Annotated in this window: 18 protein-coding genes and 1 other annotated feature; of the genes, 2 read left to right on the top strand and 16 right to left on the bottom strand. The window is 45.9% G+C overall.

Translation table 11 applies throughout. From position 1 onward, the window contains the following. Positions 1 to 65 precede the first annotated feature (65 nt). Complete coding sequence (locus LPY66_RS08680; RefSeq protein ID WP_337987679.1) at positions 66 to 1,388, top strand: complex I 51 kDa subunit family protein; 1,323 nt, start codon at positions 66 to 68, stop codon at positions 1,386 to 1,388. 51 nt (positions 1,389 to 1,439) lie between these two features. Further along, positions 1,440 to 3,224 (top strand): NADH-dependent [FeFe] hydrogenase, group A6, encoded by a 1,785-nt coding sequence (locus tag LPY66_RS08675; RefSeq protein ID WP_337987678.1) that lies wholly within the window; start codon positions 1,440 to 1,442, stop codon positions 3,222 to 3,224. A 414-nt stretch (positions 3,225 to 3,638) separates the two neighbouring features. Here the strand turns inward: LPY66_RS08675 and LPY66_RS08670 are convergent, their stop codons facing one another. The 16 genes from LPY66_RS08670 to LPY66_RS08595 form a co-directional block, all read right to left on the bottom strand. After that, positions 3,639 to 4,367, bottom strand: coding sequence for a phosphoribosylanthranilate isomerase (locus LPY66_RS08670; protein WP_337987677.1), 729 nt, complete (start codon positions 4,365 to 4,367; stop codon positions 3,639 to 3,641). Between the two features lie 19 nt (positions 4,368 to 4,386). After that, positions 4,387 to 5,208 carry an indole-3-glycerol phosphate synthase TrpC gene (gene trpC, locus LPY66_RS08665; protein WP_337987676.1) on the bottom strand — a complete coding sequence of 274 codons (822 nt, stop codon included), beginning with the start codon at positions 5,206 to 5,208 and terminating at the stop codon, positions 4,387 to 4,389. 199 nt (positions 5,209 to 5,407) lie between these two features. Beyond that, positions 5,408 to 6,427, bottom strand: coding sequence for an anthranilate phosphoribosyltransferase (trpD, locus tag LPY66_RS08660; protein ID WP_337987675.1), 1,020 nt, complete (start codon positions 6,425 to 6,427; stop codon positions 5,408 to 5,410). Continuing rightward, a complete protein-coding gene (trpA, locus tag LPY66_RS08655; RefSeq protein WP_337987674.1) occupies positions 6,427 to 7,212 on the bottom strand; it encodes a tryptophan synthase subunit alpha in 786 nt (261 codons plus the stop codon). The genes trpD and trpA overlap by 1 nt, the downstream gene beginning before the upstream one ends. After that, positions 7,202 to 8,452 carry a tryptophan synthase subunit beta gene (gene trpB / locus LPY66_RS08650; RefSeq protein WP_337987673.1) on the bottom strand — a complete coding sequence of 417 codons (1,251 nt, stop codon included), beginning with the start codon at positions 8,450 to 8,452 and terminating at the stop codon, positions 7,202 to 7,204. Before trpB ends, trpA begins: the two co-directional genes overlap by 11 nt. Further along, a complete protein-coding gene (locus LPY66_RS08645; protein ID WP_337987672.1) occupies positions 8,449 to 9,378 on the bottom strand; it encodes an aldolase catalytic domain-containing protein in 930 nt (309 codons plus the stop codon). Before LPY66_RS08645 ends, trpB begins: the two co-directional genes overlap by 4 nt. Beyond that, complete coding sequence (locus LPY66_RS08640; protein WP_337987671.1) at positions 9,371 to 11,557, bottom strand: anthranilate synthase component I; 2,187 nt, start codon at positions 11,555 to 11,557, stop codon at positions 9,371 to 9,373. The genes LPY66_RS08645 and LPY66_RS08640 overlap by 8 nt, the downstream gene beginning before the upstream one ends. Before the next feature lie 50 nt (positions 11,558 to 11,607). Next, positions 11,608 to 11,850, bottom strand: a binding site (T-box leader). A gap of 122 nt (positions 11,851 to 11,972) precedes the next feature. Further along, positions 11,973 to 12,476 carry a hypothetical protein gene (locus LPY66_RS08635; RefSeq protein ID WP_337987670.1) on the bottom strand — a complete coding sequence of 168 codons (504 nt, stop codon included), beginning with the start codon at positions 12,474 to 12,476 and terminating at the stop codon, positions 11,973 to 11,975. Between the two features lie 37 nt (positions 12,477 to 12,513). Then, positions 12,514 to 13,155: a VanZ family protein gene (locus LPY66_RS08630; RefSeq protein WP_337987669.1), complete on the bottom strand. Its 642-nt coding sequence runs from the start codon at positions 13,153 to 13,155 to the stop codon at positions 12,514 to 12,516. 206 nt (positions 13,156 to 13,361) lie between these two features. Beyond that, on the bottom strand, positions 13,362 to 14,669 hold the full coding sequence (locus LPY66_RS08625) for a DUF2284 domain-containing protein (RefSeq protein ID WP_337987668.1): 1,308 nt from the start codon (positions 14,667 to 14,669) through the stop codon (positions 13,362 to 13,364). A gap of 84 nt (positions 14,670 to 14,753) precedes the next feature. After that, positions 14,754 to 15,104: a prenylated flavin chaperone LpdD gene (lpdD, locus tag LPY66_RS08620; protein ID WP_337987667.1), complete on the bottom strand. Its 351-nt coding sequence runs from the start codon at positions 15,102 to 15,104 to the stop codon at positions 14,754 to 14,756. Continuing rightward, a complete protein-coding gene (locus LPY66_RS08615; protein ID WP_337987666.1) occupies positions 15,101 to 15,661 on the bottom strand; it encodes a UbiX family flavin prenyltransferase in 561 nt (186 codons plus the stop codon). Before LPY66_RS08615 ends, lpdD begins: the two co-directional genes overlap by 4 nt. A gap of 104 nt (positions 15,662 to 15,765) precedes the next feature. Then, complete coding sequence (locus tag LPY66_RS08610) at positions 15,766 to 17,508, bottom strand: hydantoinase B/oxoprolinase family protein (protein ID WP_337987665.1); 1,743 nt, start codon at positions 17,506 to 17,508, stop codon at positions 15,766 to 15,768. A gap of 85 nt (positions 17,509 to 17,593) precedes the next feature. Then, positions 17,594 to 19,669, bottom strand: coding sequence for a hydantoinase/oxoprolinase family protein (locus LPY66_RS08605; protein WP_337987664.1), 2,076 nt, complete (start codon positions 19,667 to 19,669; stop codon positions 17,594 to 17,596). Positions 19,670 to 19,700: 31 nt separating this feature from the next. Beyond that, positions 19,701 to 21,068, bottom strand: coding sequence for a UbiD family decarboxylase (locus LPY66_RS08600; RefSeq protein ID WP_337987663.1), 1,368 nt, complete (start codon positions 21,066 to 21,068; stop codon positions 19,701 to 19,703). A gap of 43 nt (positions 21,069 to 21,111) precedes the next feature. Then, positions 21,112 to 21,648, bottom strand: a complete 537-nt coding sequence (locus LPY66_RS08595; protein ID WP_337987662.1) for a hypothetical protein — start codon at positions 21,646 to 21,648, stop codon at positions 21,112 to 21,114. Positions 21,649 to 21,690 lie beyond the last annotated feature (42 nt).

Genomic DNA, 21,690 nt, shown 5'->3' with positions numbered 1-21,690 from the left:
TGTTTCGTTATTTAATCGCGTATTCTGTTTTGCATGAATTTAAGTATCTGAAAGGATGAACCGCTATGCCCGAATCACTGTCCAGTCCCCGTCAATTACGTATTGCCTTACGCCATTGCGGACTCATCGATCCTGAAAATATCAAAGATTATATTGCTGTCGGGGGCTATCAGGCTTTAGGGCAAGTTCTGTCACATATGACACAAGATAAGGTCATCCAAGAAATCAAGAAATCCGGCCTTCGCGGCCGCGGTGGCGGCGGTTTCCCTACCGGACTCAAGTGGGAGATAACTAAAAAGCAGGAAAATCCACAAAAATATATCATCTGTAATGCAGATGAAGGGGATCCAGGCGCCTTTATGGATCGCAGCATTTTAGAGGGAGATCCGCATACAGTCCTGGAAGCGATGGCTATCGGTGCTTATGCTATTGGAGCGTCAAAAGGGTTCATCTATATCCGTGCCGAATATCCGCTGGCTATCGCCAGACTGGAGACAGCGATTAAACAAGCCCGGGAATTAGGTTTACTGGGGACAAAACTATTTGGCACCGCTTTTTCTTTTGATATCCAGCTAAAATACGGCGCGGGGGCTTTTGTCTGCGGTGAAGAGACCGCCTTGATTAATTCCTGTGAAGGTAAACGCGGTGAGCCGAATTATAAACCGCCTTACCCCGCGGAAGAGGGATACTGGGGATACCCGACCTGTGTCAATAATGTTGAGACTTTCGCTAATATTCCGGTGATCATTACTCGCGGATCGGATTGGTTTGCATCAATCGGTACTGAAAAGAGCAAAGGAACAAAGGTTTTTGCCCTTGCCGGAAAAGTAAATAATGTCGGACTTGCAGAAGTCCCCATGGGAACAACATTAAGGGAAATTATTTTTGATATTGGCGGCGGCATTCAGGGCGGCCGTCAGTTTAAGGCAGTGCAAACAGGCGGTCCCTCCGGCGGTGTGATCACGGAAGAGCATCTGGATATCCCTTTGGATTACGATAACCTGATCGCTATCGGATCGATGATGGGGTCCGGGGGTATGATCGTTATGGATGAAACGGATAACATGGTGAATATCGCTAAATTTTACCTTGAATTTTCCATGGATGAGTCCTGTGGGCGCTGTACACCTTGTCGGATTGGCACCAAAAGGTTATTTGAAAAACTCGATTTAATTACGCGACGCAAAGGAACTATGGCCGATTTGGATGCCGTCAAACAGTTAGCCTATATGGTAAAGAGCAGTTCGCTCTGTGGTCTAGGACAGACTGCGCCCAACCCTGTGATTAGTACCATGAAATATTTTTGGGATGAATATCTGGCCTTGATTAAGGACATCGACCATCCTCGGGGAGAAGGCCGATATAAAGCGATGAATAAGCCAAAATAAAACCTCGGAACTGATCAGAGAACCGAAACAAACCTTTGCAGGAGGATAACCATGTCCGGAAAACAACATCGGCATCCCGATGCCCGCATGATTGAGTTTAAAATGAATGACCTATATTTACGCGTCCCCGAAGGCATCACCATCTTAGAAGCCGCCCATAAGGTAGGGGTACGGATACCGACATTATGTCATCTTGACTTGCATGATATCAAAATGGTGAATCAGACGGCATCCTGCCGCGTATGTATGGTGGAATTAATAGACTCTCATACCAACCGGAATAAGCTTGTCCCAGCATGTGTGACTCCCGTTTCCGCTAATATGGAAGTAATGACCCATACGCTTAACGCTATTACAGCCAGACGGATGGCTGTTGAACTCTTATTATCCAATCACCCCAACGAATGTTTTACCTGTCCTAAGAACCGCGAATGTGAACTTCAGGCTCTGGCTGCTGAATTGGGCATCCGTCATATCCGCTGGGAAGGCGAACGGATGAATTACCCCCGGGACTTATCCAGCGACGCTATTGTCAAAGATGCCAATAAGTGCATTTTCTGCCGCCGTTGTGAGACGATGTGTAATAAGGTTCAGACCTGCGGGATCCTATCCGGTATTGGCCGCGGGTTTGATGTCTTTGTCGGTCCGGCCTTTAATATTCCGATGGTTGAGTCATCTTGTACGTATTGCGGTCAGTGTGTGCAAGTCTGTCCAACGGCAGCACTTACGGAAATGTATCATACAGACAAGATATGGGAAGCCTTAAACGACCCGGATAAACATGTTATTGTTCAAACTGCCCCTGCAATCCGTGTCGCACTCGGCGAACTATTTGATATGGAGCCGGGTACCATTGTCACCGGTCAGTTGGTTACCGCGTTAAGGCGGATGGGTTTTAATGCAGTCTTTGATACCAATTTCGGTGCTGATCTCACGATCATGGAGGAAGCAACAGAGCTTATCGACAGACTGCAAAACAATAAAACACTGCCGATGCTGACCAGCTGCTGTCCTGCTTGGGTCAAATATATCGAGCATCAATTTCCCGAACTGCTGGAAGTGCCATCGACCTGTAAATCACCGCATATCATGTTTGGTACTATCGTTAAAACATATTACGCAGAGAAAAACAGTCTTGATCCGGATAATATCGTGGTTGTCTCTGTCATGCCCTGCATCGCCAAAAAAGCGGAAGCAAAGCGCCCTGAACTAACCAAAGATGTGCACAACAACGTGGACATCGTTATAACGACCAGGGAGCTTGGGCGTATGATCAAAGAGGCTGGACTGGACTTCGCAAACCTGCCATTAACTGAGTACGACAAACCATTAGGCGAAACGACCGGGGCTTCCGTCATATTTGGTACCAGCGGAGGCGTAATCGAAGCGGCGCTCCGCACAGCATACGAATGGATGACTGGCATGGAACTGCAGGAAGTTGAACTTCTTCAACTGCGGGGGGATACCGGTTTACGTAAAGCCACAGTTCAAATCGGCGATAAAAATCTGCGCATCGGTATTGCCAGCGGTTTGGGAAATGCGCGTACCTTACTGGAAGAAATCCGCGATGGCAAAGATAAATACGATGCCATTGAAATCATGGCTTGCCCGGGTGGGTGTGTCGCCGGTGGGGGGCAACCGTATCACCATGGTAACTTCGACATTGTCCGTAAACGACAGGAAGCGATCTATCAGGAAGACCGCAATAAGAAAATCCGAAAATCCCATGAGAATTCAGAAATTCTGAAACTATATCAGGAATACCTGGGTGAGCCTTTTGGTAATACGGCCCACAGACTCCTGCATACGCATTTTGAGGAAAGAGAAAGAATTTAATGCTGTTCCCTTTTCTCCTGTTCCATCTGGGCTTTAAACCACACCAACTGTAACAAACCTACAAGATTTATCCTTCAAAGAACGACAAATGAAAACACAATCAATGCCAAAGAACATGATTCCCAAATATATTTACCTGCCAATTTTTCGGCAATAATTTGTTATATCCTTCTTTTTCTATGTTTATTATTTATGTTCATACACAACAATCTCTAACCACTTGCAAGGTGGCGTTAGCTCCGACAAGTGGCTAGCGCAGTTGTGTATTTTGCTAGAAAAAACTAGCCATCTTTTCTTCCCCAATCATAGGGTATATCTTCTGTATATGGCGGGATACGGTAATCATCGGGGGCCTGGTAATTGTAAGCATAATTTGGAATATTTATAATGAGCGCTTCATCAGTTCCTATAGATTTAATGCCATGGGCTATTTCGGGGGGAATATGAGCGGATACAATCGATAAATCTTTGTATTTTATCTCGGTCTTTTCTGCCTTCAGTCTCAACGCTGCTGCTGACGTCCAGGCAGTAAGGATGAAGGGTTGACATAGCCAGCTGAACATTGTTTTCCGTTAACCCTCCAGCCAGGATCATTGGGATTTCACCAAAAGAGCGCTTCAATAAATTTCCACATAAATCTTTTTCAGGACTTTTTACTAAATTCCAGTCAAATGTTTCTCCAGTGCCCCCATAGGTCAAAGGATCATACTTATCAACAATGAAGCCATCCACACAATCCTGGAATTCATTCCTGGTTACTGGACCAGCATTTTCCGAACCAACCCGGATAGCTTTCCAGATCATGATCTTACGAGGGCTGTACTTTGATTCCATAAGTTCACGCAGTTTTTGCATATATGCCCGGGTTTCATCCCCATGAATCTGCAGGACTTGCAGGCCTGCTTCCACAGCCTGCACGACATATTCAGGATCCTGGTTCACAAAAACGCCCACCGGGAGGATTTTTTTGTCTAAGGAAGCGATCAGAATCTTCAGTTCATTGATCGTAACTTTTCTTTTGCTTGGGGCCAGGACAAAGCCAGCAAAATCTGGCTGAAATTCGTTAAGGATCGCGATATCTTCCAGGGAACGAATTCCGCAAATTTTAATTTTTGGTGTATATTCTACGTTATATTTTTCCACGATGGTCTCCATTTCTGTATCAAACCTGCTGAAACTCTGCAAATTTTTGTGTTAAATTGTCTGCTTTCATCAAGGCCTCTCCGACCAAAACAGCATCAAACCCCCAGCTGTGGACCATTCGGATATCTTCGACCGAATGAATTCCGCTTTCTGAGACCTTGATTACGCTTGCTGGAATCATGGCACCGATTCTGCGGCTATGCTCCAGATCAACTGCAAAAGTCTGCAGATCCCGGTTGTTCACTCCGATGATCTTTGTACCTGCTTTCAGTGCCTGCTCAGCTTCCGCTTCATCGTGAACCTCTACGAGTGAGTCCAGTCCAATCTCTTCAGCAATCTTGAGGAATTCCTTGAGCTGGAGGTCTTCGAGAAGCCGTACGATCAACAGTATCGCATCTGCACCCAAAAGCTTGGCTTCATAGATTTGGTAGGGGTCGATGATAAAATCTTTACGTAGGAGTGGGATTTTGACTTCTTGCCTGATTTCTCTGAGATACTCGGGACTACCAAGGAAATAATCTTCCTCAGTCAGTACAGAAATTGCGCTTGCTCCGAGTTGTTCGTAGTTCGCAGCGATTCCCAGATAATCAAATTTGGACGAAATGATGCCTTTCGAAGGAGAAGCCTTCTTTACCTCCGCGATGACGGAAATCTTCTTGATCCCTGAATGGTTTACAAGCGAGTCTGCAAACCGCCCAGTAGTCCGATCTGGTTTCAGGACCTCATTGGCAGTGTCCTGGTTTTTGTTGATGATTTTTTCTTTAAGCTCCGCAAAGGAAAGATTCTTTTTTTGTTCAGCGAGACGTTTGCGTTTGGCCTCTACGATCGTATCCAGGATCATCGTTTTACCCCTTTATACTAAAATCTCATTTGTTCACAGGAAAGATAAGTGAAACTTATTCATAGCCTTACCGGCCCAGAGCTACAAATCAGTCTGTAGGTCACAAGTACTGCGGTAAGCGGAGCATGGATAGCGCAGCGCGGCTGTTTCAACGGCCATGGCGAAAAGCAGTATTGTGACACACAGACCAGCCCAAAGCTTAAATGTTTTTCCTAGTCTTGGCGATAAATTTCTGCAGCATTGGTAAAGCGCTTTGTTCTGCTAACGTCATGCGGGCCATTTCAATTCCCTGCTGCAGACTGTTGGCCTTGCCTCCGATATAGATTGCGGCTCCGGCATTGAGAATAACGGTATCTGCCTTTGGGCTCTGTACTCCGGAGAGAATATACAGTGTAATTTGGGCATTCTCCTGAGGCGTACCCCCGGCGAGGTCCTGAGAAGTGCAAAGTGCAAAACCGTAGTCTTCCGGATGAATGATATATTCTGTTACCATTCCGTCCTTCAGTTCAGCCGCATAGGTTGGCCCTGTCAGTGTGATTTCGTCCAAACCGTCACTTCCATGAACAACAAGCGCATGCACGGCCTCGTGCTTTTTGAGCACTTCGGCCACAACACGTACCAGGTTTCTGTCATAAACTCCGAGCAGCTGCCGTTTTGCGCCTGCCGGGTTCGATAAAGGCCCCAAGATATTAAAAATGGTTTTAAAACCGAGCGCTTTCCTTACAGGCATCGCATATTTCATGGAAGCATGAAAATGTGGTGCAAACATAAATCCGATCCCCACCTGATCAATACATTCTCGGATTTCCTCCGGGGAACTCGTGATCTCTGCGCCCAATGCCTCCAGCACATCCGCAGCCCCGCTTTTGCTGGTAATACTCCTGTTACCGTGCTTGGCAATTTTAATTCCGTTACAAGCTGCCACAAACATGGCAGTCGTCGAGATGTTAAAGGTGTGGGCCCCATCACCACCCGTTCCGCATGTATCTACTAGGTTGTCTGAGACACATTGAACTTTGAGTGCTTTCTCCCGCATGACTTTACTCGTCCCATAAATCTCATCAATGGTTTCACCCTTTATACGCAGTGCTGTTAAAAATGCTGCCATGGAGACCTCACTGGCCTCACCACTCATCATCTCATTCATCGATTCATACGCCAGTTGGTCGCTTAAATTCCCCTTTTCAGAAAGTATTTTTAACGCTTTTTCAATACCCATTATTGACTCCCCCCGTTCACACGCGCAATACTTAGTAAAAACCGGTCTAATCCGTTTAACCCTTCAGCTTCAATTACCTGCTGAATTTTACTCCCGATAATGGCGATATCGGCAGCGCCAACGAGATTGGCAACATCATCCGCTCCCTGAATCCCGAAACCGACGGCAATCATTTTCCCAGTGACCTCTTTCGCCTTCCTGATCCCACCCAGAACTTCAGAAGCAAAACTTGTTTTGCTGCCGGTAACCCCTTTTCTTGGAACGTAATAGATAAAGCCGCTCCCCACCGCAGCAATTACCTGCAGTCGCTCCTCATCCGAATAAGGCGTCGCTATACTCACTGCAGCCAGGCCCTGTTCCCGGGAATAATCGTAGTAGGATCTGGCCTCATCCAAAGGAGCATCCGGAACAATCGTTCCCTGTACCCCGATCTCTTTACAACGGTCAATAAATTTCTCAACGCCGTATTGATACACAATGTTATAGTAGGTCATAATCAAGAAAGGGATCGGATATTTCCGGGTCATTTTTTCTACAAAATGCAAACATTCGTTTACCTTGATGCCTTTTTCCAGGACTGTCTGGTTAGATTTGGTAAACACCGGTCCATCCGCAATCGGATCGGAAAATGGAATCTGCAGTTCAATCAGATCGACCCCATTTTGACAAAAGCATTCAATGGCTTTCTCATTGGTCTCAAAATCCGGATAACCAATAATCTGATGGGTCATCAGCAATATTTTCTTTGTTTTTTTTGCATCCTCCAACATTTTTTCAATCTGCATATCTCTTCCCCCTTTCCTTGACAAATGTCTTCCAGCCCTCGTCCTGCAGAGCTTCGCCAATATTAAAGATATCTTTGTCTCCCCTTCCGGACATATTGACCACGACAATATCGTCCGGTTTGGTATCAGCGATTTCCCTGAAGAGACCTGCGAAAGCATGGGTTGATTCAAGGGCGGGGATCAGCCCTTCCTTGCTGATGATCAATTGAAAGGCATCAATGACTTCTGCATCGGTTGCTGCTTCCACCCGCACTCTGCCGGTGTCCGCGAGGTGAGCCAGAATCGGCGACACGCCGACATAGTCAAGTCCGGCAGATATGCTCCACGTGTCCAGCATCTGCCCATCTTCATCCTGCAGAAACAGCGTTTTATATCCCTGAGAAACGCCTGCTTTGGCTTTATCGTAAGCAATTCTCGACGCATGCTTCCCCGAAGCCTCTCCTTTTCCGCCCGCTTCCACCGCGATGAGTTCCACTTCTGGTTCCTGCAGAAATTCGACGAAAGCGCCCATCGCGTTGGAACCACCACCCAGGCAGGAATAAATCCGGTCCGGGTATTTCCCGCAGAGTTCTTTCAGCTGTTTTTTCATTTCCTTACTAATCACAGATTGGAAATAAGTGACCATCTCGGGAAAAGGCCTGGGTCCACAGGCAGTTCCCAAGGCATAGTGCGTATTGTCAAAATTCCCTGCCCAATCTCTTAAGGCTTCGTTGATGGCATCCTTGAGTGTTGCCGTCCCTGAAGTTACCGGTACCACTTCTGCCCCAAGCTGTTTCATCCAAAAGACATTGGCATACTGACGCTCGGCATCTTCCGCCCCCATATAAATCGTGGCCTTAAAACCCATTTTCGCTGCCATAATGGCCGTAGCTACCCCATGCTGTCCCGCACCCGTCTCTGCGATCACTCTGGTCTTGCCAAGTTTTTTCATCAACAAGCCCTGTCCCAGCACATTATTCACTTTGTGCGCACCGGAATGATTCAGATCCTCCCGCTTGATAAAAATCTTAGCCTTACCAAAATACTCACTTAGACCGGCTGCATAGGTCAGCGGTGTTGGTCTGCCGGAAAAATCCATCAAGAGATCGTAGTACTGCTTAAAAAACTCCCCGTCCTGCAGAATTTCCTGAAAAGCCTGATTCAGTTCGTCTACGGCCGGGATGAGGATTTCCGGGACAAATCTCCCGCCGTATGCACCAAAATAACCGTTTTGTCCGAGGTAATTGATTTGTTGTTTCATGCTTCCACCCCGCTCTGAAAATTATCATAAATTTGGATCAGATCTTCTCCTGCCCCCTGGATGCTTTTAACAGGATGTTGATTAAAAATCCCGGTTAACAGCTGTTTTGGACAATACCCCCAACCCCTTTCATCATCATTGGTAAAATGATCTTTGATGAGAGAGAGAATGGGTTTTAAATCGTATTTATTTTTATCGACATACGGCAGAAGGCACTCAAGCGGACAATTGCCGGCACCTCTGCCCATACCGTTCACACTGGCATCAAGAAATTCTGCTCCACTGTCAATTGCCGTAATCGTATTGGAAAAGGCCAGCTGCATATTGTTATGAACATGAATCCCTACAGGCATTCCGTATAATCCTTCTTTATACAGTGCAACCAGATTTTTGATTTCATCCGGATATAGTGCGCCAAAACTATCAACGACATAGACAGCTACAAAGGGGATCTCTTCCCGAATTTTCCGTAAACCTTGAACTACATCGGAAATCTGTTCTTTGGAAATAGCCATGATATTGAGGGTGATTTCATACCCTTTGGCCTGAAAGAAACGAACATCTTCAATGGCCTGCGCCAATTCCTCCAAATAACAGGCCACACGGCACATTTGAAACGGCGACTCCGACGCGTCGAGAATCCGCTTTGGATCAAATCTTCCGACGTCCACCATAAAGGCCAGTTTTGGCAGGGTTGTGATGTCTTTGATTAATTCCCGGATCAGATCGTCATCGCAAAATTTCAATTGCCCGTAAGCTGCTTTGTCATAGATTTGCGGATCCGCTTTGTACCCCAGCTCCAGGTAATCCACCTTAGCCTGGGACAACATACGGATATGGTCTTTGATATATCTTTCCGGAAAACGAAACTCGTTAGTAAGCCCTCCGTCTCTGAGCGTACAGTCCAAAACCTTTACCTTATTCACAGTGAACACCTCCTGTTTTCTCCAGTACATTGGTTATCATCCGGAATCCTTTATCCTCTTCCATCGACATGATGGACTCAGGGTGAAATTGGACAGCCAGGATGGATTTGTCCTTACTTTCAACCGCCATGACAACTCCGTCTTCTGTCCATGCTGTAACCTCAAGTTCAGACGGTACTTCTTCCGCAAAAAGTGAGTGATACCGTCCGACTTTCAGATTGGAAAGATCTTTAAAGATTGCTGAGTCCTGAGATATTTTCAGCGTTGACTGTTTGCCGTGCATCGGATAATCCAAAGTTCCAAGTGTCCCGTCAAAATATTCTACAATCCCTTGCAGACCAAGGCACACACCAAAAATAGGAATATTTTTGGCCATACACAGCGCAATCGTTTCGCTGAGTCTGAAATCTGACGGTTTGCCTGGTCCGGGCGAGAGGACAACCAAGTCAAAATGGTCATTTTTTAGAGCTTCCCTGGCAAGATTGTGTCGCATCGTAACGACTTTACAGCCTGCTTTTCTGAAATAACTGGCAAGTGTATGCACGAAGGAGTCTTCATGGTCGACCAGCAGCACATCAGTTGGAGAGATATTCTGCCCGGATGGTGGTAAAGATATTGACGAGGTCGAAATGCATTCTTTTCTCATTTCATTGTCTTCTTCCTCCAGCACCTTTAATAGTGCCGCAGCTTTGACAAAAGTCTCCTTTTCTTCCTCTTCAGGAATAGAGTCATACAATAATGTTGCCCCAACCCTGACCCCCGCAACGCCCTCTTTTAAGCGGATCGTCCTCAGTGTCAATCCTGTATTCATACTTCCGTCAAAACCAAGAATTCCTACCGCTCCGCCATACCATAACCGATTGGATTCTTCATGATCTTCAATCCACTGTACGGCAGCTTTTTTAGGAGCTCCGGTGACGGTCACCGCCCACATGTGGGTCATAAAAGCATCAAGCGCGTCATATTCATCCGTCAGGATTCCTTCGACATGATCGACGGTATGAATCAAATGCGAATACATTTCAATCTGGCGCCGTCCGAGGACGCTTACCGTACCCGGGACGCAGATGCGGGATTTATCGTTGCGATCTACATCTGTACACATGGTAAGTTCAGATTCGTCTTTATAGGAATTTAGTAGCTCACGAATTCTTTCGGCATCTTCGATGGCATTTTTCCCTCTTTTAATCGTCCCGGATATCGGGCAGGTTTCCACTCTTCGCCCCTCTACTCTGACAAACATTTCCGGAGAAGCACCGATTAAATATTCACTCCCAAGGTTGATGAAGAATCCGTATGGACTGGGATTAAGTTTTCGTAAACGCGTAAAAATATCTGAAGGAAGCTTCTTGGTTTTTCTATAAAAGGTATGGGAGGGCACGACTTCAAAAAGATCTCCCCGCTTAAAATATTCTTTGGCAATATTTACTTTCTTGGCATAATGTCCTTCGGTATAGTTTGGTATTTCTTGTGTCTGAATAATCTTCGGTTCGTTGGTTATTTTGCTGGCTGAGGAAAAGTTTTTTCCGGCATGGTCAAAACTGCTGCTGTTCTGGTATTCAAAATCAAAATGGATAATAAATGATTCATCCTTCTGATGATCAATGACAAAAATTTTATCGGGGATAAACAAAACCATGTCTGCCTGGGAATCATCTCTGGGTCTTTTTTGGTCGATACTTTCGAATTGAAAAATAAGATCATAGCCAAAACTCCCATATAAGCCAAGAAAGCGTTCCTGATCCGAATAGAAGGCCGTTATCAGGCTGCGTACCATGGAAAAAACAGATTTTTGCCTGCTCCTTTGTTCTTCGGGGAAAAATTCCTCACTCGGAGCAACCTTGCCAATAATTTTATTTTCCGAAAGGACAATGCTTTCCAAATAGTCTGCCTGGTTTAAAATGTCATTAATATATGCAATCAGGATTAATCCTTTATCGTTGAAAGCTGTAATTTCGATTCTCCGACCGAAGGTCCGGATCTCCAGAGGAGGATTGGTAAATCCGATATCCCAGCGTGTATATCTTCCCGGATACTCAAAGCTGCTGCAAAAATACGCTCCTGGCACCTCATTCAGCTCTTCCATAATTGTCTCGCGGTAAGTTTTTTCTATCTCTTCCGTCATGGAATGAATCAATAATCCGTTCTGTACAACATAGGTTTGTTTTGTCGTGTTCATCTTGTACACCCTCCATGTTTATCCATATAATAAAAAACCCCTTATCCCTATAAAGGGACAAGAGGCTAAACTCCTGCGGTACCACCCAAATTGGTATATTACTATACCCGCTCCATCATGTACTATCATACACGTCCTGATGATAACGGGTAGGATTCCCGGCGATGCCTACTCTCATTTCGGATCGCACTCATGAGGCCATTCATCATAAACTTCCCTGCCGCTATCGCACCAACCAGCGACTCTCTGTATCTTTCCGTTTCATGACTACTAATCTCAATCTTCGCTTTAGAAAGCTATTGATATTGTCACTTATTATAAACGGACACGCGTGCTTTGACAATAAAAATTTTAAATAATTTTAAAAATATATTAAAATAATCATTGGCCGACTAAAAGCCATGAACTGCTAGCGTTAGGTCCCGAACGTCCTGAGCTTTTTAATGATGTTCCATATCCCATGACTGCCAAAAGTCAGGCATACACCCATGATAATCCGAACAGCAGCATCAACAAGCCCGCTTACGATCTGCCAACTACTGGCTGGCAAACCTTGCATTATTATTTTATAGGCAGTAGCTGCTGATATCAGAGAAGGAATTGCGTTTGCCAGCATAATCAGACCTGCTGTGGTCAAAACAATTATTTGCGCGGTGTCGAGATCAAAGGTTAAAGGGAATTCCTCCTGTTTAGTGGATCCGGTCATCCAACCTGCAAGCTTATCGGCAAAAATCCAGATCAATACTCCGATTATCAACGGGATGGCCGACGCCACAACATAATATGTCAAGTGTGGCCCCTCACTTGGCATTGCGAAAAGAGTTATCACTGAATTACTAAAAGCCCCGAGCCATTTAGCGAGAAGAAATACGCTGATGATCCGACACGCGAGGAAAGCTATTTTTTGAAACGTGTTCATCTCATTCTTCCTTTCTCGATTATCATCTTTATCAAAACTATACTTCACCTTTATCTTTGGTCATGATACTTTCCCTAGGGATACTGTGGAATCGCTCTGAAATCTTGGCCAGTGCACTTCTCTTCACAGCGGCAAATATCAGAAATCCCAGTATGCCTCCCAATGTATTGAGCAGAAGATCGTCAATATCAGTCGATCTTCCGGTGAAAAGCTGGGTGAACTCAATGGTGAAAGAAATCAAAGCACAGACCAGAACGGTCTTACTCATGTTTTGGAATGAGCGCCATAAGAGCGGGAGCATAAATCCCGGCACAATGAACATGCCGATATTGCCAAAAAGTTGAACGATCTCCCTTTCTGGAATACCGCCGTTACTTATAATACGTGCGATTATGATTAATGCCTGAAACGGAATCAGATTGATGCTACTCAATCTATCTGCAATTCCAGGCATTTCGGGTCCCTCTAAAGAGATACCCCAGACGGGTACAATCGTCTGTGAAGCAAGTCCAGTCAAAAACAACACAAAGATCCCTAAGCCAATTTCATGGTACCAATTGTGACTGCCTCTTTGCTTCTTTCTGACTTTAACCGCAATAACACGGACAATGAAGACTATGGGCAGGGCCATCACCATAACCGGAAGCATATCTTTGATATAATAAACAATTATTCTCATGTATCTGCCTCTGTCAATCGATACGGATGGTTGTAATCACACTGTTAGGTTCCAACTCCGCCGTATCAATTCGGAATTCCAGGCGGTAGATACCTTCCTGTTCACATGTTTATGTAGTATTACACACCTTCAAGAGAAATACCTTCGGAGAAAATGTTATATTTTGCCGAAAAATAGCCTGAAAGATGTTATCCTTCAGGCTGAAATTATTCTAAAAGCAATAAACCAAAGTATTTGGCAAATTCACGCTTATCTTTTAACGTCCGCAGGTGGAAACCATATTTGGCTACGGTAGCGAAAACATCAATACCGGCGCTTTCCATAGAAGGGCGTGTTGCCGTACACTTTTTGGGAGGAGCGGGCGGTTCACAACGATCACAAATATGGCAGGGGCCTGCCCAAAAAGCAAACGCTTTATAGAAGCCTTCTTTGAAAGCGATTTTTTCAGCTTTCAGCATGATATGCTGAAAATCCCTGGTTGGGGGTTGTCCTTCAATTAAAAAAGCGCGGGTATAACCCTCAAATTTTATTCTCGTTTCCTCATACGTTGGGCTGTTCGGGGGACAGCATTTTTCTCCATAACTGGAACATCCGTAACGGCAATGATCTTTAACCCAATGGGCTGTAACCACATCATTCGGGTTGATCGTGGTCACAGATTGAATTGGCAGTCGGCTTAATTTCGCACGAAGCTGCGTTTCTGCTGTAACCGAAATTCTGTTTAGACTATCTGCATTTTTAGAGGCAAATATCACCGAAATATCCCTGGTGAGATGGAATAATGGTGTATGCTGCAGCTGTTTATTTTCAAAATACGCGGTTACATCCTTCAACGAAAGCAGATCTGCATCCGTTTTATTGACATAGCTGTGATATAACCGAAGCGCGGTGTGCAGAGAATACGCATCAACAAAAGTACCCATAACCCCTATGATACCGTTTGGCGCCAGCGTTTCCGTTTGTGTAGCGAAATTTGCGCCTGTGATCACCAGGTCATAAGGCAATTGATGATTACAAGAAATCTCCGGATCGTTTTTCATAATCACGTCTTGAATTACAGATGGAAACGTTTGTTCAGAAGGAAGCACTTGTTTTGAAATATTTTCAAGATAGACATTTCCCCTGATATTCGCCAGCATCGGCAGGAGCTTTTCGGCAATAAACATGCTGCTGATCTCGCCGTTTTTTACTGCGTTCAGACTATCGAAAGGGCTTGCTTTTGTCAGGTATTTTGTACTGACAGGAGCATTGCAGACATAGCCTTCTTTGCTGATAACCATGCCTAACTTATCCAGAACATCAAGGAAAAGAAGGGTTCCTTTCTCATCTAAAACGAGTAAACTGGCGAGATCAGCCAAGGACTTTCCTTCTTCAATTGCCGTAAAAAGATCACAGGCCATCGCTTTTTCAAGAATGTCTGCCGCATCCTGTTCCGCGATGATTTGTATCAGGAAATCATAATCGTTATTCTGAAAATCAATTCTATTAATGCCATGACCACCTTTTTGTAGCACATCCATACTCCCGACCATCTTTCATCCAATAATTCGTACTTCTTATAGCCTTCATCAAACAACTCTTATTGAATTGATCATTCATTATTTATCATTAATAAAAAATTCCTGTAAATAATTCATGACCTTGGCGATACCGGATCGATGATTTTCCAACACCACACTAATTTCTTCTTTGCTCAGATTATCCCGATGGAATCCTGCGGAGACCACGCAAATACAGCGAAACATTTGGGATACTTCCTGAGCCAGGGGTACCGCCAGGGCATCGTCGCGATGCCCTTCTACCGTATAGGGTGTCACCGTTCCGCAGTTACCAACTGCTACGCTGCCGATATGCTCTTCCCCTCCGGTAACAGTAATCAGGATGTCTTTGCCTATAAGTTTTATATCATAGATGATTTCTAATTTTCCTTCGCCGCTGATGATTTTCATTGGTCACTTCGCCATCTTTCGAAGAGATTATGAGGGATCTTTAAAAAATCCAGCACCTTGCCGATGCTTTGATTGACGATATCATCAATAGTTTCAGGGCGGTGATAGAAAGCCGGCATAGGCGGGAGCAATATACCGCCTGCCTCCGTAACAGTTGTCATATTGCGCAGATGGATCAGAGATAACGGCGTTTCGCGCGGCATAAGCACCAGGGGACGACGCTCTTTTAAAGCCACATCCGCTGTGCGTACGATGAGTTTCTCGCTGTAGCCGTTAGCGATGGCCGCTAATGTTTTCATGCTGCAAGGCGCAATTATTGTGGCATCGATTCCGTAGGAACCGCTGGAAACTGCGGCAGCTAAGTCGTCATTATCATAGACCTGATCGGCTAAGGCGTGAACATAGTCGACAGTAACGTCAGTCTCGATCAGGAGTGTTTCTTTCGCCCACCGACTCATAATCAGAGATACATGATGCTCCGTTTTGTTCAGAACTTCCATAAGCCGCACACCGTAGATCAACCCGGTGGCACCGGTCAAAGATATAAGTATTTTCATGATATCCGTCCTTACTTACGCGATATTTATACAGCATCCTTAGGTTCCTTTTTTGTATGGCAACTTTCTATCCAATACGATGAAAAAAGATCTTAGATTTGATTTTATCCATTTCTGAGTTTGTTCCGGAGTTCCTCTGTTTTTTCATCATCAATGCCTGCTGCCGTGATGATAACACCATAACTGTCCCTGGCTGTTTTTACCGTGATGATTTCATCCAAAACATCCTGATAAACCATTTCAGCAGGTCGGTTGAGCGGATTTCCCCATCCGCCGCCGCCACTGGAGTTCAAAATGACGTGATCCCCTTTGGCAACACGACGCGGCGCTTCTTTACTGGCCATTGTTTTCTTATTTCCCCTATGGACAAAAATACCTTTATTTAAACTTCCCTTATGCCCGCCGTTTAACCCATAGGGTGCAAATTTCATCCCATCTCCGAAATTGACGATATGGCTACCCTCATCGTATAACTCAAAGGCATAGCGCATCCCCGCGCCGCCCCGGTATTCACCGGCACCGGCTGTATTCGTTTCCATCTCGTGATAAAGCGTCACGTGGGGATATTGCATTTCGTTCGACTCGATATTTGGCGTTTTAACGCCGCCAAAATTAGACATCGCTGACATATAGGGTTTTCCGTCCCTGCCATCCATGGCACCGCCGCTCCCTGTGGAGCAAAAGGAAAATCCGACATAATAGCGGTTATTTCTTGGGTCCGTACCGTAGAAGGAGGGACCGGTATAGCGGCCGTATCCTGCCGGAACCTTACCGGGAACAGCCTGATCCAAAGCCTTAAAAATAGTGCCGATAATCTCACTGGCCGGGGTTAAGGTACATAAGGTCATGGGGGCCGGTTCATACGGATTAACTAAAGACCCTTTGGGCAAATGGACGTCGATACACCGAAAGGCGCCGCCATTTCTTGGGATATCCGGACCTAAAAACCAGAGCACAGCAATGCCTGCGGCGGTGGTGGCGGTGACAACGGAGGTATTGATAAACCCTTTAACTTGGCTGTCCGTTCCTTCAAAATCAACCAACAGGCGGTCTCCCTTTATCCTAACGGCAATCTCAATTTTAACCGGTTCCTCCTGAAACCCATCATCATCAATGTACTCTATGGCACGATAGATGCCGTCTGGAATTTCTCTGATCCTTTTTCGGGTGAGTATTTCGGTCTGTTCTAACGTTTCAGCAATCGCTTTGTTCACAATGGCTGGTGTATAAGCTTCGACCATTTCATAAATCCGTTTGACAGCGACTTTATTGGCACCGATCTGAGCCAGAAGATCACTTTTGAGCATGTTCGGATTTCGCGTATTGATCAGAATCAAGTCTAAAACGTCATTAATAATTTCGTTATGACGCATTAGCTTGGTGGGGGGGATTCGTATCCCTTCCTGAAATATCTCCGTTGCTTTGGGGTTATAGCTGCCGGCTGTTGACCCGCCGACATCCCCGTGATGGGCACGGCTGACGCAGAAGAACATCAGATTATCTTTAAAAAAGACGGGCGTAATGATGCCAATATCCGGAAGGTGATTACCGCCGTCATAGGGGTCATTAATGATAAAAACATCCCCGTTGGTGATATTTCCCTGATATTTTTTTAAAACCGATTTGACGCTGAAGGACCCTGCCGTTGCTAAAATGGGGATGCCGCTTAACTGGGAAACTAACTCACCGTCCCGATCACAGATACAACAGGCAAAATCGCAGGCTTCGGCAAAAATGGGAGAATGAGCGGAATGCTCCAGCGCCAGTCCCATTTCTTTGGTAATACTGTCAAGACGATTCGCTATGACCGTACGGTTAACAATATCGTCGGTCGTTGTTATTGCCATTTATCCATACCTTCTTTTTTGACGCTTTAACGTCGCTTTCTATATTTGAGTTCTCATCTTCGGTTTATCATCAATAGTTTTTCAATCATCCTTTTGTTAACGTTAAAACTCCGGGATAGGTTACTTTACCCTCGTACCCCACAGGAATCAAAACCGTAGTATAGCCAAAGTCTATCAAGGCCGGGCCGGTAATACGCCTTATCCCGTCGCTGACGAATTCACCGGTTAAATTACCGGCATGGCTTAGGGGAACTGAAATTTCCCCTGCCAGTCCGAACGGCTCCCCTGCTACCCGTGCCTTGGCTATGGGAATATTACTCTGGGTAAAGGGGAAAGTATTATTCTCCCTATTTCTTTCAGAGCAGGCTAGGTGGATATTGATAATTTCCCAGTCCTTGTCTTTTTCGGCATATTCATATTTATTAAGATGCGTTTGATGGAAAGCTTCTTCTAAAACGTCTTGGCTGTCCGGGCTAAAAGCGCCCTGCCAGGGTACAGAAATTTCATGGTGCTGCCCGATGTAGCGCATTTCCAGAGTGAGACTGAATTCCTGCTCGCTCTCCGGTACACCTAAACGTCCAAGCTCGCGTTGACCTTCTTCTTGCATCCATGTTATCACTGCATTAATTTTGGCAGGATCCCATTGTTCTTTTTCCATAAAAAAACTCTGAGTGAAATCGCTCCGACGGGCTCCTCCTAACATGCCCCAGGCACAAAAGACAGGTCCTGTAAACGGAAGCAATACTTCTTTCATATGGAGAGCAGTCATCATATTCGCCGCAAATAGAGGAAAAGCGCCTCCGGCACCGATTAAGGCATATTTTCTGGGATCGTGGCCTTTTTGCACCGTAACCAGACGCACGGCATCCGCCATCATTTCGGCGGCAATGCGGTAAATAATAGTCGCTCCTTCGATAGTCGTTACATTTAACGGTTCTGCCACATTAACGCGAATCGCCTCTTCGGCGAGGCGTTTGTCCAAACGAAGGCTGCCCCCTAAGAAGGTCTCTGCATTGATCAACCCTAAAGCAACCAGTGCATCGGTGACAGTGGGTTCGGTTCCGCCTAAACCATAACACGCCGGTCCAGGCACTGAACCGGCAGAATCCGGTCCCACCAGAATTCTTCCGCTTTCATCGACACGGGCAATACTGCCCCCGCCGGCTCCGATCGACGTAATGTCGACAGTTGGAATCGTTAAGGGGTAGCCTGCAATTTCCGATTGGGGAAGAAGCCGGTGATCATCACCGGCGACAAAAACATCAAAACTGGTACCTCCCATATCGGCTAAGACCGTATAAGGATTGTTCATTATTTTACCAAGAGCAAGGCTGCCGCAAGCACCGCCGGCGGGTCCGGAAAGCAGCGTTTTGACAGCATAGCCGGACAGGACATCCGTATCACTTAAACCACCGCTGTTCATCATAACATGAATCGGTTTTTGCCAGCCATAGACAGCGAGTTCTTGCTTGACAACCTTTAGATAATCGGCAAGAACCGGTGTCAGATAAGCATTGAGTACCGTGGTGGATGTTCTTTCATATTCTCTGACTTTTGGCGCCACTTCCGAGGAAAGAGTGACAAAAACAGCGGGAAGTTCTTCTTTAATAATTTCAGCTGTTCTTTTTTCATGTTCCGGATTGAGAAATGAAAACAGATAGCAGACCGCAATGCTTTGCACCCCGTACGTCCTGCATTTGGCACAGGCTTTCCTTACCGCGCTTTCATCCAATTCCCTGATGATCTTCCCCTGATAGTCCATCCGTTGGGTGATGCCCAGGCGCAGTCTGCGTGGAACCAATACCTCCGGCATATCTGCCCTCAGATCCCATTGATTTTCCAATTGGGAACGGCGTATTTCCAGCGCGTCCCGGAACCCCTCCGTGGTAAAAAGCGCGGTGACAGCACCTTTTTTTTCTAACAGGGCGTTTAACGCCAGCGTGGTGCCGTGAATGATCTGGTCTGTTTCAGCAAGCAGTGTTCTTAAATTGGTGTGCCAGGCTGCCGCCATTTTTCCCAGCCCAGCAATGATCCCTTGAGCAGGATTTTCATGGTGGGTTGGATTCTTTACAACAATCGTTTTGTATTGGCTCGATTGCAACGTGCCGGCGGCCGTATAGTCGGTGAAGGTACCTCCCGTATCGATGGCAATCTTGATCATAGTGTCATCCCTTGCTTTATTGATTTAACTCTTATTGTGTATAGGGTAAGAGCCGCTGTACCGCTTTGATGACGTCATCATCCATTTCGATTTTGGGGGCGAAGCCACTGAGAGGCTTTGTCGCATCAATCCCCATTTTGGAAGTACGGCTTAATTCATCGGTTGAGGGGTCAAGGGTTACGCCCATTCCCAAATGCTGAGGCAGAATCGAAACGCCTTTGTCCGCTTGCAGCCGTGTCGCCAGTGCCCATAGCACTTCCTCTTCGTTAAAAACATCCACATCGTCATCCACCACAACGACCATTTTGATATTGTGATCGACGGCAAAGGCTGCAAAAATAGCCTGTTGAGGCTGCCCTTCAGCAATTTTTTTCATCGAAATATAGCAATGAAAGAGTCCGCACGCTGAAAATGGGGCATGAACCGCTTTAATATTGGGCAACGTTTGATGCAGGGCGTTTAAGACATCGCCTTCGCGTTGAATGGCGACAACGCTAATATGTTCGCTGCTCATCCCGGGTGTCAGATCATGATAAACGGCGTTTTGACGGTAGCGAATGGCTTTTACTTTAAAGACATTCTCCGTACTCCGATAACAGGCGTAATTGGTAAATTCAGCAAAAGGCCCTTCTTGTTCCCGTACATCGGCTAGGATCTCACCTTCCAGGACGATTTCCGCATAGGCCGGGACCTGTAAATCGACGGTGGCGCAGGGGGCAACTTCTAATGGTTCGCCGAAAAGCCCGGCAATAGCCCCATATTTCCCCTGATCATAGGGAACCAGCGCCATAGATCCCAGGGCGATATTGGGATGAACGCCGATGACGATGGCGGCTTCCAGACTCTTCCCTTTTTCTTCGCTTCTTCGGAAATATTCCCAGAGTCTTTGACGGGAATGTAGTGAAATCCCCAATGTATTTTTATTTTTTAACTGCATGCGATGAAAGCCCAGCGTTTCCACTCCGCTCTCAGGATCTTTGGCGACACACAGACCGGAGGTCACGTAGGGCCCGGCATCGATTGGAAAGTGTACCGGGATCGGCAGCTTATACAGATCGATGGCGTCGCCGGTGAGACAATGGGCGGCAAACGGTGGTTCATTGATGACTCTGACCTCTTCGATTCGGTTTTTGATCCGTTTGGCATACGTTTCCGATATTTTGGAAGCCTCGACGCCGAGACCTTTGGCTAAACGCTCACGGGTACTTAAAATACTGGTCACTACCGGAAACGTACTGTTTGCGACTTTATTAAAAACGATGACCGGGTAGCGGTGCTGTTTTTCCAATTCCATAACGAGCGTACTGATTTCATACTCTCGATTGACTTCCTCGGGGATATACTTGACTTCACCGGCCTGTTCAAGCTGCTGAAGAAAATCTCTTAAGTCCTGACTCATAGGCATACCTCGTATTCTGTTGAATTAGTTTATATCGTCTGAATTATCGAACCAATCCTGACTTTTTAATACTGTCATAAACCACTTTCGTGATGATCGTTGACAACGGCCAGCAAACAGCAATTACGATCAGGGATTCCACGACAGCAACCTTGACCGGCACGCCGAATATGATTACCAAGCCAATGCCAACACAGATGTTCCCTAGAACATTGCAGAGAAACATGGCAAGAATATGATGCCACCATTTTTCCATCGAACATCTCGCTGCGACAAACGATACGGCGAGCGACCCAATTGCATTGGCGAAAATAAAGGCGATCCAGAGCGGACTGTACCATATGGAAATCACGGCTTCAACCTCTCCGGCAATGATACCGGCCGGCTGTTTATAAAGCAGAACAATGAGTGCCGTAAAGGATGCCCAGACCGTACCATTAATTAAATACATCCCTGCCTTTCCTGTAGGCAAAAGGTTATCCAGGAATCCGGTGGCCTGGCAGGCAATGACAAAGACAATACCCAGTAATACGGATCCTACGAGTGCTTTGGTGTCTGTTCTAAAAAATGTGTTTTTCATGATTTTCCTCCTTGATATTGTAAATAAATTTTTATGGTATGG

This window comes from Dehalobacter sp. DCM (assembly GCF_024972775.1).
GTDB lineage: Bacteria > Bacillota > Desulfitobacteriia > Desulfitobacteriales > Syntrophobotulaceae > Dehalobacter.
Note: the sequence above shows the minus strand (reverse complement) of the source record. Positions and strands in the feature narration are given on the sequence as shown.

Coding starts and splice junctions, on each gene's coding strand:
- LPY66_RS08680 (WP_337987679.1), top strand. CDS start 66: ATGCCCGAATCACTGTCCAGTCCCCGTCAATTACGTATTGCCTTACGC.
- LPY66_RS08675 (WP_337987678.1), top strand. CDS start 1,440: ATGTCCGGAAAACAACATCGGCATCCCGATGCCCGCATGATTGAGTTT.
- trpC (WP_337987676.1), bottom strand. CDS start 5,208: ATGATCCTGGATACGATCGTAGAGGCCAAACGCAAACGTCTCGCTGAA.
- trpD (WP_337987675.1), bottom strand. CDS start 6,427: ATGGGTATTGAAAAAGCGTTAAAAATACTTTCTGAAAAGGGGAATTTA.
- trpA (WP_337987674.1), bottom strand. CDS start 7,212: ATGCAGATTGAAAAAATGTTGGAGGATGCAAAAAAAACAAAGAAAATA.
- trpB (WP_337987673.1), bottom strand. CDS start 8,452: ATGAAACAACAAATCAATTACCTCGGACAAAACGGTTATTTTGGTGCA.
- LPY66_RS08640 (WP_337987671.1), bottom strand. CDS start 11,557: ATGAACACGACAAAACAAACCTATGTTGTACAGAACGGATTATTGATT.
- LPY66_RS08635 (WP_337987670.1), bottom strand. CDS start 12,476: ATGAACACGTTTCAAAAAATAGCTTTCCTCGCGTGTCGGATCATCAGC.
- LPY66_RS08630 (WP_337987669.1), bottom strand. CDS start 13,155: ATGAGAATAATTGTTTATTATATCAAAGATATGCTTCCGGTTATGGTG.
- lpdD (WP_337987667.1), bottom strand. CDS start 15,104: ATGAAAATCATCAGCGGCGAAGGAAAATTAGAAATCATCTATGATATA.
- LPY66_RS08615 (WP_337987666.1), bottom strand. CDS start 15,661: ATGAAAATACTTATATCTTTGACCGGTGCCACCGGGTTGATCTACGGT.
- LPY66_RS08610 (WP_337987665.1), bottom strand. CDS start 17,508: ATGGCAATAACAACGACCGACGATATTGTTAACCGTACGGTCATAGCG.
- LPY66_RS08605 (WP_337987664.1), bottom strand. CDS start 19,669: ATGATCAAGATTGCCATCGATACGGGAGGTACCTTCACCGACTATACG.
- LPY66_RS08600 (WP_337987663.1), bottom strand. CDS start 21,068: ATGAGTCAGGACTTAAGAGATTTTCTTCAGCAGCTTGAACAGGCCGGT.
- LPY66_RS08595 (WP_337987662.1), bottom strand. CDS start 21,648: ATGAAAAACACATTTTTTAGAACAGACACCAAAGCACTCGTAGGATCC.